This window comes from Gilvimarinus sp. DA14 (assembly GCF_024204685.1).
GTDB lineage: Bacteria > Pseudomonadota > Gammaproteobacteria > Pseudomonadales > Cellvibrionaceae > Gilvimarinus.
This window is the reverse complement of record NZ_CP100350.1, coordinates 636,838-649,639: the sequence shown is the minus strand read 5'-3', so window position 1 is coordinate 649,639 and position 12,802 is coordinate 636,838. Positions and strand designations below refer to the sequence as shown.

At 53.5% G+C, this 12,802-nt stretch carries 11 protein-coding genes and 2 tRNA genes; 9 read left to right on the top strand and 4 right to left on the bottom strand.

Going from position 1 to position 12,802, the window contains the following annotated elements; genetic code table 11:
- Positions 1–27 precede the first annotated feature (27 nt).
- Together rmuC and NHM04_RS02685 are read left to right on the top strand one after the other, a co-directional pair.
- A complete protein-coding gene (gene rmuC / locus NHM04_RS02690) occupies positions 28–1,539 on the top strand; it encodes a DNA recombination protein RmuC (RefSeq protein ID WP_254265513.1) in 1,512 nt (503 codons plus the stop codon).
- A complete protein-coding gene (locus tag NHM04_RS02685) occupies positions 1,532–1,996 on the top strand; it encodes a DUF2489 domain-containing protein (RefSeq protein ID WP_254265512.1) in 465 nt (154 codons plus the stop codon). Before rmuC ends, NHM04_RS02685 begins: the two co-directional genes overlap by 8 nt.
- A gap of 24 nt (positions 1,997–2,020) precedes the next feature.
- On the opposite strand, the gene trmA is transcribed toward NHM04_RS02685, so the two are convergent.
- From trmA to NHM04_RS02670, 3 genes are read right to left on the bottom strand one after another with little or no spacing between them, the layout of a single operon-like run.
- Positions 2,021–3,106: a tRNA (uridine(54)-C5)-methyltransferase TrmA gene (gene trmA / locus NHM04_RS02680; RefSeq protein ID WP_254265511.1), complete on the bottom strand. Its 1,086-nt coding sequence runs from the start codon at positions 3,104–3,106 to the stop codon at positions 2,021–2,023.
- An 8-nt stretch (positions 3,107–3,114) separates the two neighbouring features.
- Positions 3,115–3,870, bottom strand: coding sequence for an MbeD family mobilization/exclusion protein (locus tag NHM04_RS02675; RefSeq protein WP_254265510.1), 756 nt, complete (start codon positions 3,868–3,870; stop codon positions 3,115–3,117).
- A gap of 20 nt (positions 3,871–3,890) precedes the next feature.
- A complete protein-coding gene (locus NHM04_RS02670; RefSeq protein WP_254265509.1) occupies positions 3,891–5,360 on the bottom strand; it encodes a nitrogen regulation protein NR(II) in 1,470 nt (489 codons plus the stop codon).
- A gap of 224 nt (positions 5,361–5,584) precedes the next feature.
- Here NHM04_RS02670 and NHM04_RS02665 point away from each other — a divergent pair.
- The 5 genes from NHM04_RS02665 to NHM04_RS02645 all read left to right on the top strand — a co-directional run bounded on the left by NHM04_RS02665 (position 5,585) and on the right by NHM04_RS02645 (position 9,953).
- Positions 5,585–5,660 (top strand) — tRNA-Val (locus NHM04_RS02665).
- A gap of 12 nt (positions 5,661–5,672) precedes the next feature.
- A tRNA-Asp gene (locus NHM04_RS02660) sits at positions 5,673–5,749 on the top strand.
- A gap of 782 nt (positions 5,750–6,531) precedes the next feature.
- Positions 6,532–7,863: a hypothetical protein gene (locus NHM04_RS02655; RefSeq protein WP_254265508.1), complete on the top strand. Its 1,332-nt coding sequence runs from the start codon at positions 6,532–6,534 to the stop codon at positions 7,861–7,863.
- Entirely contained in the window at positions 7,863–8,810 is a 948-nt protein-coding gene (locus NHM04_RS02650; RefSeq protein ID WP_254265507.1) for a 1-aminocyclopropane-1-carboxylate deaminase/D-cysteine desulfhydrase, read from the top strand. The genes NHM04_RS02655 and NHM04_RS02650 overlap by 1 nt, the downstream gene beginning before the upstream one ends.
- 9 nt (positions 8,811–8,819) lie before the next feature.
- Complete coding sequence (locus NHM04_RS02645; RefSeq protein ID WP_254265506.1) at positions 8,820–9,953, top strand: cyclic nucleotide-binding domain-containing protein; 1,134 nt, start codon at positions 8,820–8,822, stop codon at positions 9,951–9,953.
- On the opposite strand, the gene NHM04_RS02640 is transcribed toward NHM04_RS02645, so the two are convergent.
- Positions 9,914–10,870, bottom strand: a complete 957-nt coding sequence (locus tag NHM04_RS02640) for a DUF1853 family protein (protein WP_254265505.1) — start codon at positions 10,868–10,870, stop codon at positions 9,914–9,916. The genes NHM04_RS02645 and NHM04_RS02640 overlap by 40 nt on opposite strands.
- Positions 10,871–10,928: 58 nt before the next feature.
- On the opposite strand from NHM04_RS02640, the gene NHM04_RS02635 reads away from it, so the two are divergent.
- Both NHM04_RS02635 and NHM04_RS02630 read left to right on the top strand, forming a co-directional pair.
- Entirely contained in the window at positions 10,929–11,828 is a 900-nt protein-coding gene (locus NHM04_RS02635) for an NAD(+) kinase (protein ID WP_254265504.1), read from the top strand.
- Positions 11,825–12,790, top strand: a complete 966-nt coding sequence (locus NHM04_RS02630; protein ID WP_254265503.1) for a metallophosphoesterase — start codon at positions 11,825–11,827, stop codon at positions 12,788–12,790. Before NHM04_RS02635 ends, NHM04_RS02630 begins: the two co-directional genes overlap by 4 nt.
- The last annotated feature ends 12 nt before the right edge of the window (positions 12,791–12,802 follow it).

The window sequence follows — 12,802 nt, the reverse complement described above, 5'->3', positions numbered from 1 at the left end:
TGAAGCCTCACACAAGTGGACAATAAAATGATTCAAGAGTTATTAGCGCTATCGACACTTGCGCTGTTATCGATAGCGGCGGCAAGCGCTTTGTTGGGCGCACTGGTTGTGTCCGTGTATGCGGCATTCAAACTGCGAGCGCGCGAGACAGAAATGAATACTGCGCTGACGGATCAAGCGCATCAACACAAGCTGCAAAAAACTCAGCTTGAAGCGCAGCTGGATCACTCTGAGACAGAGCTACAGGAGCAAAAGCTGAATATTACCCGGCTAGAGCAAAGTCGGGACGAGCTCAATCGCAAACTATCCGAGCAGATGTCGCTCAATTCTGGTCTCAAGGAGCGCTTGACCCATTTTGAAACATTAAAGTCAGAACAGCAGGCGTTGGAATCGCAGGTTGTTCGCTTGAGTGAACAGCGCTCGCAGTTGAGCACTCAGCTTGAGGCGGAAAGAGATAAACTAAAAGCTCAGGAAAGCTTGCTGGAGCAGACCCGGCAAGAGCTAAAGAAAGAGTTTGAGCTTACCGCCAACAAACTGTTTGAACAAAAAAGCGCACAGTTTAATAGCACAAGCCAAAGTCTATTGGAGGGCGCGCTCTCACCCTTCAAAGCGCAACTGTCCGACTTTCGCAAAAAGGTTGAAGATGTATACGAGAAGGAAAATGCCGAGCGCAACCGCCTGTCCGGACAGATTCAAGAGTTGCAAAAACAGGCCCATAAAATTGGCGAAGATGCCGTCAATTTAGCCCAGGCACTGAAGGGCAATAGTAAGGCTCAGGGTGGCTGGGGTGAAATCGTGCTAGAGCGTTTGCTGGAACAATCTGGATTACAAAAAGGGCGCGAATACGAAACCCAGCTGAGCTTTACCAGTGAAACCGGCGCTAGGCGGATGCCAGATGTGGTGGTGAGACTCCCCGAGGGTAAGGACATTGTTATTGATGCCAAAGTATCGTTGACTGATTACGAGCGCTACTGCAGCAGCGATGATGAAGGTGAGCGACAAAAATATTTGCAGGCTCATATCCAGTCGGTGCGCAACCATATTAAAGGCTTAAGTGCGAAGGACTATGAGAATCTTCCTGGCCTGCGCGCCTTAGATTTTGTCTTTATTTTTGTTCCTATTGAAGCTGCTTTTATGCTTGCGCTGCAGCACGATGCCAATCTGTACAAAGATGCGTACGACCGCCAGATTATCCTCGCCAGTCCAACAACCTTGCTGGCGATTTTGCGTACAGTGGAAAACATTTGGCGCTATGAAAAGCAAAACCGCAACGCTGAGCGGATCGCCAAAGACGCGGGTGGTTTGCACGATCAGTTTGTGGGTGTGCTTGAAGCGCTGGATCAGCTGGGCCAACAACTGGATAAAACCCGCGATGCCTATGATAAAACCCACAAGCGGCTGCATTCTGGGCGCGGCAACTTACTGCGCCGGGTGGACACCATTCGCCGCCTGGGTGCCAAAACCAAAAAGACCATAGATCCAGCGCTGTTGGATATGGGCGGCGAAGAGCAAAGCGAGGTGGATACTTCCGATGAGTAATTTGATGTTAGTAATTTCGCTAGTAGCTCTGGCTATCGTGCTTATCCTGAGCGTAGTGGCTCTCTACTATCTGCTTAAGTTACGCGAACTGCGCCGGCGACAACAAAGTCAGCTCGAACAACTGGAAGAGCAGGGGCGAGCACAGCGCGAGCGGGTGAATAACAGTATTCAGGTGATTGCCGCGGCCGTCGTTACGGATGAGATAAGTCTGACCGAGGCCAGTATCCGAGTTTCTGTTCTGCTCGATAGCTTGGGGGTAGAGGACTCTGTGCGCGAGGAGTTTTCGGCGTTTTATCAGCTGCGTGACGCTACCGCGCACATTCCAATTTTGGATGCCTGGAAAAAATTGCCTACCAAGCAAAAGCTGGCCCTGGATAAAGAACGCGAGCAGCACGAGGGTAAGTACAGTGAGTTTGTCCTCGATGCTGCACAGCGAATCAAAGGGCGTCGCTTTTAGTTTTACTCTATTCCCAACTTTACATTATCGCCGTTGCAGTAGTGCGCCGCATTCAATGTGATGGGTAAACGGGAACTGATCGAACAGTGCAAAAGCCTGAATCGAATGACTTTTTGTCAGCTCCTGGAGGTCACGTTTGAGAGTATCCGGGTTGCACGATATATACAGGATGTTCTCAAACCTTTGGCATATTTCAGTGGTGTGCGGATCTAGCCCCGCTCGCGGCGGATCGACAAAAATGGTGCTGAAGTTGTGGGCATCCAGATCAATGTGGCTTAGGCGACGAAAGGGGCGGACTTTGTCCAGAGCTTGGGAAAATTCTTCACTGGACATGCGAGCCAGGGATACATTGTCTATCTGGTTAAGTGCCAGATTGTATTGGGCTGAATTGACCGAGCTTTTCGCCAGTTCAGTCGCTACAACACGGTTGAAGTTTTGCGATAGCGGCAGGGTAAAGTTGCCGTTGCCGCAGTACAGTTCTAGTAAGTCGCCGCCGAGGTTTTCGCTTTTTCCTACCGCCCAGCTGAGCATTTTTTCACACACACGGGCATTGGGCTGTGTAAAACTGCTTTCAATTTGTTGGTAGTGGTACAGGCGGTCGTTAACGCTCAGCGTTTCTGTGACAAAATCTTCGCTCAATACCAATTTTTGTTTGCGGCTGCGTCCTATTAATTTGATGTTAAGTTGCTGCTGTAGTCTCTCGGCCTGCAGGCGCCACTGCTCATCCAGCTTTTTGTGGTATATCAAAGTGACCAACGCCTCGCCACTCAAGGTGGTGAGAAACTCCACTTGGAATAATTTGCGGCGCAGCAGTTCGCTGTTGTTAATTGCCTCTAGCAGCGGTGGCATTAACCTACCGATGGTAGCGTAGCCCTGTGGAAACTCCTTAATGGTGTAGGGCTTTTTGTATTCTCCCTGACGGTACATGGCGTAATCGGCGCGCGTCCCTTCGTGCCAAATTTTAAATTCGGCACGCATGCGAAAACCACTAGCGGGAGAGTCGAACACCTCGAGTGCGGGCAGAGCAAACTGCGCAAACAGAGATTCAATATATTGGATTTTTTGCTGCAGCTGCTCTGCGTAAGCTTCGGAGTTTAAAGCCTGTGTCATTCAATGTCTCAATTAGCGCGACCGGCTGCCTGGCTGGTGCATTCAACCCAGTGGCACTCGATCAGGGAGATGGGTTTGTCGCCACAAAAATAGGCATAGACCTCGTCGGGCCAACGATTAACCAGCGGCATTATACGCGAATTGGCCTCGCATTCCTTATCAATCGACTGTTTGAGGGTGAAGTAGGTGCGTCCAGGCTCGGGCCAAGGGCTGAATTGATCGGCTATCTGGGTAACGCCGGCGAAGTCTGCTGTTGTATTGCTGGTGCTGGCCAACAGTGCCTGACTTAGCCTTGGGTCAGCGCCAATGTCCGCGTAGGAGGTGGTTTCAATACGCCGCAGTTCCCGCTCGCAGGTCGCTTTTTGCGCGCTGGGAACTCGCTGGGAAAGATTCAGGCTTTGGGCGCGGCTTTGACTTGCCTCTTTCACCATTGCCAGGGTTTGCAGGGAGTAGGCTTGGTCTTGCCAGTGAACGATGTCCTTGCTTTGGTGCGCCTGGAGCGACTCGGCCGCCGCTAGTAAATGACTATTGCTGAACTCCCAGGTGTCTCGGGCAGTGACTGCGAGCATGCCAATACTGCCACCTAAGTTTTCGCATTGCTGTATCACAGTTAAATCGTTTACCGCAGTGCGCTGAACCTGGGCCGCATAGTTTTCTAATTCGGACTGGGTCGGCGGCACTACCGGTTTGGTTTGGCAGGCGCTAAGCAAGGTGCAAGCGGCGAAATAAAAAGCGCCAAGGCGCAGGGGAGTAAATAGTGACATGCCAGAGAACCCTTATCGACTCAGTGAAGTAATGGAGGTGGAGAAATTGAACCTGCCGAGGCTGATTGCTTGGGCAGTTTCACCGTAAACCGTGTTCCTTCACCGGGGGTGGATGATACTTCAATGCTGCCCCCATGGTGTTCCGTCACTATAAAATATGATACCGAAAGTCCAAGGCCTGTGCCCTGACCAATCTCTTTGGTTGTGAAAAAAGGCTCAAATATGTGTCGTGCTACTTCCTCGGCCATACCCGGGCCACTGTCTTCGACTTCCAAGATGGCGTCGACGTCGGTTTGCCGCAAGGTGATTTTGATCCAGTCTGAATTATCGAAGTCATCGCCTATGGCCTGGGCGGCATTGCGCACCAAATTAAGGAGCACTTGCTGGATTTCGGCGGCGCTGCCCATTATTTGTGGTACTGCGCTATCCAGCGCTAAGCGAATATCGGGCAGCTGCGCGCGCTCGGCTGCCAGCAGCTCTACACCGTGGCGGATAACGTGGGTGAGATCAAAGAGCCTTTGAGATTGCCCGCTGGAGCGCGAAAAATCCAGCATATTGGTAACAATATCTGCAGAGCGCTCGCCGGCTTCGCGAATATCTTCTAAAAACTGGGATATTTTTCGCTCGTCCAAGTACGCCATCAGTTGTTCGAGCGAGAGGTTATGGTTTTGTGCCGCCTCTTTATTTGCAGCTAAAGATGGAGAAATTCGGCGGTAGATATTTTGTACACCGTGCAAAATGGTGCTTAGGGGGTTGTTGATCTCGTGCGCCATACCGGCGGCAAGCTCCCCCAGAGACAGCATTTTCTCGTTCTGAATCATCATGTTTTCTACCCTTACCCGCATGGTGACGTCGTCGATGCGGATAACGGCCCCAATAGCCTGAACCGCAATCAGCGGGTAGATGGTCAGATCACTGTAGTGCAGCTCGCCGGCGTAAGTTTCCTGGATGTTTTGACTGGTGTAGGGAATGCCCGCCTCAATGGTGTCGCTGATAATATCGCCGTCCACTGGCAGACTGGGGTAGACATCACGCAGGTGTTTATTGAGCGCATCGGCTGACTCGATACCGGTCTTTTCGCTCGCCGCAGCGTTCCAATGGGTGATAAACCCGCGGTGGGTGACCCCGATAATGACCGAGGGCATAGAGTTAATAATACTGTGCAAGTATTCCTGGGTTTCACGTAGCAGCAGCTCGGTGGCTTCGTGGCGTCCAATTTCCTCGTAGAGCTGATCATTAGTACGGTGCAGAGACTCGGTGCGGTCGCTCACCTTGGCCTCCAGCTCTTTTTGCGATTCAAACAGTGCCTGGCGCGCGTGCTTGAGCTTCAGGCGGCTGCGTTGCATACCGATAATCAGCCCTGACTGCAGTAACAGCAGAATAATAATGGTAACCCACAGCCAATCTCGCTCAGACACCGCGGTGGTGTCGGCCCACACAGGCTGCGCCAGCAGGATTAAAATTGAAGTTAGAGCTGCGATTAACTGCATTTCGTAATTACGCTGAATATCGTCAAAGCGTCAAAGTCTAGCACCGAACTGAGCCCGTCGATAACCGGTGGCAATATGGCAGATAAAGAGAGGTGGATCAGAAGCTGTACAAACTGCCCAACATTCGCAATAAATGTATATAAGTTAAACACTTAGCTAAATTTTTTTGAAATAGTGTTTGACAGTGGAAAGCTTTTGGGTAGAATGCGTTCCACCTGATCGGGGGGTGGTTAGCTCAGCTGGGAGAGCATCGCCCTTACAAGGCGAGGGTCACAGGTTCGATCCCTGTACCACCCACCAAATCAGGAATGCGGACCGGTAGTTCAGCTGGTTAGAATGCCGGCCTGTCACGCCGGAGGTCGCGGGTTCGAGTCCCGTCCGGTCCGCCACTATTCAGAAAAGGCTCCACAATGTGGGGCTTTTTTTATGTCTGTTTAAAATGTCCATGTCGGTCACGGACGGGACGATGAACCCGCGAAGCGGTGTTCGACAAAATGGCAGGATAGCCATTTTGCACAGCGCGCATGCGCTGTCCGCAGGGCGAGGGCCAAGGACGGCCCGAGTGTTTCCCGTCCGGTCCGCCACTATTACGAAAAGGCTCCACACTGTGGGGCCTTTTTTTATGCCCGTTTAAATGTCCAAGTCGGTCACGGACGGGGCGATGAATTTTTGAGCGATCTTCTACTTGCCCTCGGAGGGGGTGCCAATATGGCCTGGGGGCGCCCCAAGGGTGCGTTGTTCTTTCCGGGCGCGAGTCGCTAACCCCCTTTGTACCTAAACCTTGCCTGCCTTCACAAAATCCGCGCTTTAGGCGAACCCGATTATCACATTACTGTCACACAGGTGTGGAATTCTGGACTCAGCGCTCCACAACGCTGGCAAGAGGCAAAGCGCCACTTGCGATATAAACAAGGAGAACGAGTATGCAAGATTATCTGGAAGAGCTATTAGATGTGTCTTTTGACGAAATAGATGATGAAACCGGTGAGGACTACGCAGAGGTGTAGTCCTTACGGTTATAACCCCATCCCGAAAAAGCTGAACTGATTCCCACATTTTATCGATCTTTCCCTCCCCACTACGCAAGTTGCTGATTTCATACCGCTAAATCCCTATACTTTGGCTTCGCTATAGCAATGCCAGAATTACGGATAAGAGCTAAGGGGCGGCCATGTCCAGCCAGGCAATCAATGTCGAAGCCGTTATCGTTTTCGATGAAGGCAAAATAGACCGTGAGTTACAGTACCCGGAGTTTGAAGCCATTATGGATGGCTTTGTACCCATTCCGGAGTTCGCCCACCGCCAAATGTCGGCGGTTTACCTGCGTATTAACCCGTCTCTGCGCATTACCGCGTGTGTGTTTTTTCTCGCTGAATTTGAAGCTGGAGGCATGATCGCCAAACGCTGGAATGTCCCGCTCCAGGCATTGGCGGACAATGCCGCGCGAGGCCCCGACCTGGGCGCCGGCCCGATTGCGCTAGCCTGTTACAGCCAATGCCCGATAGATTGGCAAAAAACCAAGCTCTGGGATCCTGTGATGGAGCCTGGTCGTAACAGCTTTGTGCTGATGAAAAAAGCCATTGCCGCTAACCGCCTGGGGCTGGTTTTTCCCCGCAGTGAACGCGAAGCAGAGACAGAGTCGGCGCCAGATCAGCAAAATTTACGCGCTAACCTGGAGCGGGAGTTTGCTACCACCATGCGCACCCGGCTGGCGCATACCTTAAAAGAACAGCGGCTGCGCATTAATACGCTCAAAAATCGCATGGCATTAAAGCTCGACGGCCTTAAACGCGAGCATCAAATACGCCTCGATAACTATCAGCAAAGACTTGATCATGCCGATGAAGCTGTCAAACACGCCAGCAGCCGGATTCAAGAGCTCGAGCACGAGCTGGCGTTAAAAGACGGTAAGATAGAAGGGTTGCGGGAATACTACGAACACAAACTGCGCGCGCTGCAACAAGATGGCGGCGCCGAAATTGAAGCGCTCGAGGCGGGATTTGCCGAACAGCTGCAAGCGAAACTGGAAGAGTCAACCGAGCACATGCAGCAACTGCTGGATATGCGTGAAATGGAGCTATTCTACCGCCAACAGCAAGAGGAAAGTTTGCGCGAAGAGCTGGCTGTGTTGCAGCGCGAGCGGGACTCTCTGCTCAATCATGGCGCAGTACAGTTGTTAGCGCCGATGAAAAAGGCGGGTATCAGCTTTGTGGTGTTTGCCCCTGGTTGCGGGCAACTCACTCTGAGCGCCGACGAAGTGCCGGATTATATGGCAGACCCCGTGGCGTTTGCCGCCGAGCGCACTGGCCTGAGTTTGCAGTCGTACAAGCTCTGGCTGGATCATCACCATTCGCCATACTGCACGGCGGTGAACAGCGATGGTGAAGAGTGTGGTCAGGGCGTGAAACGTGTGCTTGAGCCGGCCGATTTTCACGACGGTGAAAGCAACCGCTGCGAACACCACCGCAGCCAGAACTCAAATTACGTGGCGGGACGCAGCTGATGGGTGCCTGCGAGAGCGAAACAGAATTGCTGCGGCGCGCCCTGCAGGTTCCCTACCATCGCCTGGAGTTACCCGCCTGCGATAAAGGCGGGGTAGAGGTGTTGCTCAGGCGCGATGACTTAATCGACCCACACGCCAGCGGCAATAAATTCTACAAGCTGTTTTACAACCTCAAAGCCGCTCAGCGAGCGGGTGCTACCCGACTGGTAACGGCGGGCGGCGCCTGGTCTAATCACCTCTACGCGCTGGCTCACACCGCGCGTAACGCCGGCTTCTTGTCGCGAGCGCTGGTTCGGGGTGAGCGCCCCGGTAAGCTTAGTCAAACCCTGCAGGATGCTGAGCGCGTGGGGATGGAGCTGGTTTTTGTCAGTCGCGATCATTACCGGAGTATTTGTCAGCAGGGCCCGAATGATCTTGGCGCTGGCGATTACTATATTCCTGAAGGTGGCGCTAACGGCGCCGGCGAGAAAGGTGCCGCGGTGCTTGGCCAAGCCATTGGCGCCAAGCTTGGCTCGTCCAGGCCTGAGTTTGTCTGTATGGCGGTCGGCACCGGGGGCACTTTAAAAGGTGTTGCACAGGCGCTGCCGCCCAGTATTAGTTGTGTGGGCGTCAGCGTATTAAAGGCGCCAGCTGGGTCGAGTGCCATAGGCAGGGCGATGGGTGCGGGTAACTGGCGTTTGCTGTGGGGTTTTGCTGGCAATGGCTATGGTCGCGCGCTGCCCGAGCCAATGGTGAAGTTTTGGCGAGATTTTGAGCTAAAACACCAGATTCCCTTAGACCCGGTGTACACGGTAAAAGCGCTTTACGCTGTGGAGTCGCTGGCAGCGCAGGGCTACTGGCCACGCAATTCGCGAATTATTGTTGTGCACAGCGGCGGTCTGCAGGGGCGGCGTGGCTTTGCTGCGCAAATAAAGTGGCCCGAGCCAACCTATTCTCTTTGTTGTTGAGTAGTGATCATGGAGCAAATAATAAAACCACCACATCTGGATGTGTCTATCGATTTGCAACAAGCCAAATCGTTGGTGCCTCTCAAAGATATGAGTCCAGAGCATCTGGATGTCCTGTTGCAATCGGCAAAGGCTGAGTATCTATACCCTGGGCAGGTACTGTTTAATCGTGGCTCGGTCGATCAGTGCCACTTGTACCTACTTTACGGGGATTTATTACTGGAGGACGCCGAGGGCAGAGAAACCCTGCTCAAAGGGCGATCCGAAATAATGCCGCTTAAGCATCACAAGCCGCGGCGCTTTCAAGCCACAGCGGCAACCGATTGCGCCATTTTACGGCTGCGCAGCGAAGAGCTGGACAAGCTGCTTACCTGGAGTCAAGTGGCAGATTATCTGCACAGTGTTATTGCCCGCGACCGCGATATGGATGAGGACGTGCAGTGGATGATGCAGGTATTGCATTCGAATTTGTTTTACAAAGTGCCACCGCTCAATGTGGAGGAAATTTTCTCTGAAATGACAGCTCAGGTTGTCGATGCTGGTGAGGTGATTATTCGCCAGGGTGAAATAGGCGATAAGTGTTTTTTTATTAAAGAGGGACGCGCCGAGGTAACCCGCCAAGGGGCAACCGGTATTGAGCAGGTGGCGCTCATAGAGGCGGGTCGGTGCTTTGGCGAAGATGCGCTCGTTAACGATGCACCACGCAACGCCACGGTCAGTATGCTCACCGATGGCGTTTTAATGAGTTTACCCAAGCAGGGATTTTTTCGCTTGCTGCGCAGCGCGCAGGTGCCGTCTACGACCTTGAGTCATCTACAGCAAAGAGATTTGACCAGCTCCAGTATTGTCGATGTACGCTCCGATGAAGAATATGCCCTGGGGCATTTACCCGGTGCGGTTAACATTCCCTTGCACTTGTTGGGTATTAAATCGCGCCTGCTGCGTTTGGGGGTCGATTATATATGTTATTGCGATACCGGGCGGCGCAGTACCGCCGCCACTCACTTACTGCGAGAACAGGGTTTTAACGTGAAAGTGCTCGCCGATGGCAGTGAGCTTTTTAACCGCGCCGATTTCGATCGCTATTTGGAAACGGATAAGAACTATGTGTTAAGGGATGGACTTGCGGTGCCTGGCCATTGATCGGGTACTACAAAAAATCTTTCCCACTCGTACCATACCCCATTTTCCATTTGAACAAGTTTGGCCACCATTTTTGGTTTGCCTAAGCGCGTGAGCTGGCTTTTAAGCGCCCGCAACAGTTGAAGATTGTTCAAAGGCTGCAGGGCCCTGTGGTGAATTACAGGTGCCACCCAGTGATTGCGAGGCACAATTGTGTAAGCGGTTGGTAACGTTGGGGTGACGTGGTAAGTCAACTGATCTAAATAATACCAGCGGCCCTGGACCGCTTCAGAGCTGACCCCCGGGGGTAGCTCTGGTGCGCCATGGGCGGGGGCAAATAAATATCCCTTTAGCAAAAATTGCGTTCTGCTGATACTCGAATTTGCCAGCAGTTGTACGGATGCTTTCCCCTCGTTGCTCTCGCCCAGGCGCAGTTGGTGGGTGCGCATGTGATGAAGCTTTTTGCCCAGGTTATCGCTGGCGTTCGGCCCCAGCCATTGCTCTGCCAGAGTTAAATCTGAGCCGAACCCAAGATAGAACTTAAGCGCTGCTTCAATATGCGACAGCTGCTGATTCGCGCGCACAATAAAATCAAACGCCCCCAGGGTTTTGCCAGTGCGAGTTACTTGAATATTGTGACCGAGTAGCCGTTCATCGCTAAACGTGAGCCAGTAAAAACGCCACAGGGTTTCAAAATATACACCGAGGCGGGTGCTGCTCACCTGGGCAATAAAGTGCAGCAGTGGCTTTGGGTCGCGATCGAGCGCCAGTAGCTTCTCGACAGCACATTTATCAAGCACCGCCTCGTAGCAGCCCGAAGCATCGCCTAGTGAGCTCATAAGGGACGGCCCAAAGCAGGCGTAGGCCAGCTCGCGCACCTGGCGACAGCGCAGTTGAGGCAGCAGCGACTGCAGTGCGCAATTGTTAGCGGGTGTCATTGGCGTTTGCCTGGCTGTTAGGCATAATGGCGGCCTGTTGCATTGCGAAAGGACCATCATGACACAGTTTGCCACCATCGGCCTGATCGGCCGGCTGGACAACGAGCGGGCCAAGTACAGTGTCGACCGGTTGATTGGTTTTCTCAGCTCGCGCCAGCTTCAAATTGTAATTGAGGCGCGCACCGCCGAGATCATCGACGCTGCGCGGCGCTATCCGCAGGCCGTTATCGCGACCATGGATAAGCTGGGCACCGGGTGTGACCTGGCTATTGTGATTGGCGGCGACGGTAGCTTGCTTAGCGGCGCTCGTGACCTGGTGCACTACAATGTGCCGCTGCTCGGTATCAATCGCGGCAGGCTCGGGTTTCTCACCGACATTGTGCCAGAGGACATCGAGCAAAAGGTCGCTGAAGTACTGGCGGGCGAGTTCACCAGCGAGAGCCGTTTTTTGCTGGATATGAGTGTAGAGCGAGACGGTGAGATCGTCTGCACCGGTGACGCCCTGAATGATGTTGTGCTGCATCCAGGTGAGTTTATCCGCATGTTGGAGTTTGAGCTCTATGTGGACGATCATTTTGTAACCTCACAGCGCTCTGACGGCATGATCGTCTCCACCCCCACGGGCTCGACGGCCTACGCGCTGAGTGGCGGCGGCCCGATTATGCACCCCAAGCTCGATGCCCTGGTGCTGGTCCCTATGAATCCGCATACCCTCAGCAGTCGTCCGATGGTGGTAGCCGGTGACAGCGTGGTTCGCATATTTGTGGGTGAGGGCAATAACGCCGTGCCCCAGGTTACCTGTGATGGTCAGACTCACGATTCGGTGTGCGGCGGCGACCAGATTATCATCCGTAAGAAACCCCAGCGTCTGCAATTGATCCACCCTTTGAACCATAATTTTTACGAGCGCTGCCGCTCTAAGCTCGGTTGGGGAGGACACCTGCTGGATAAGTCATGACTCAACAGGTGTTGTACAACCTCGATCATGATGCCGCCAGGGTTGATATCATTGGCGATATTCACGGCTGTGCGCTAACGCTCGAGCGCTTGTTAATAAAGTTGGGCTACAGCAAGCAGCAGGGTGTCTACCGCCACCGAAGCCGCAAAGTCGTTTTCGTCGGCGATATCGTCGATCGCGGCCCTCGTATCCGCGAAGCCCTGGCGCTGGTGCGGGACATGGTAGAAGCGGGGGCTGCCTACCTGATCCTGGGCAATCACGAGGTGCATGCCTACTGTTATTGCACTGCGCATCCGACGGCCCCCGGCAATTATCTGCGGCCCCACACGCCTCGCAACACCGCCATTGTGGCTGAAACCCTGGAGCAGTTTGCCAACCACAGCGACGACTGGCGCGATCATTTGCAATGGATATCGCGGCTACCGCTATATTTGGCGAATGAGCATATGCGGGTGGTACACGCCTGCTGGGATGCACAGATTATTGAGAAGCGTGATAGCGATTGGATTTCCACCGATCAGTGGCGGGCCCTGGCTGATCCCGGCAGTGATGAGGCGCGGGCTATCAAGCGCCTCACCTCCGGAATCGATCTGCCGCTGCCTAATCAAGCGAGCATGCTGTCAGCCGATGGCTGTCAGCGGACCAGTTTTCGTGCACGATTCTGGCCTCCTGTGCCTGAGTCTTATGCCGACTTGGCGTTTCAGCCCGATCCGCTTCCCCCCGATCTTGGCAGCTTGCCGCTCGATCCGGCCCTAAACCCGCGATTGGTGGTGTATGATAGCCGCCAGCCGCCGCTGTTTTTGGGGCACTATTGGCTGAGTGGCAAGCCCTCTCCAGTCGCCCCCAATATCGCTTGTCTGGATTACGGCGCCGTGAGGTTTGGCCGGTTGGTCGCCTACCGTCACGACGGCAAGCCACGCCTTAGTCCAGATAACTTTGTCTGGGTGTATGTCGATCCCTAGGGCGCCAAGCCC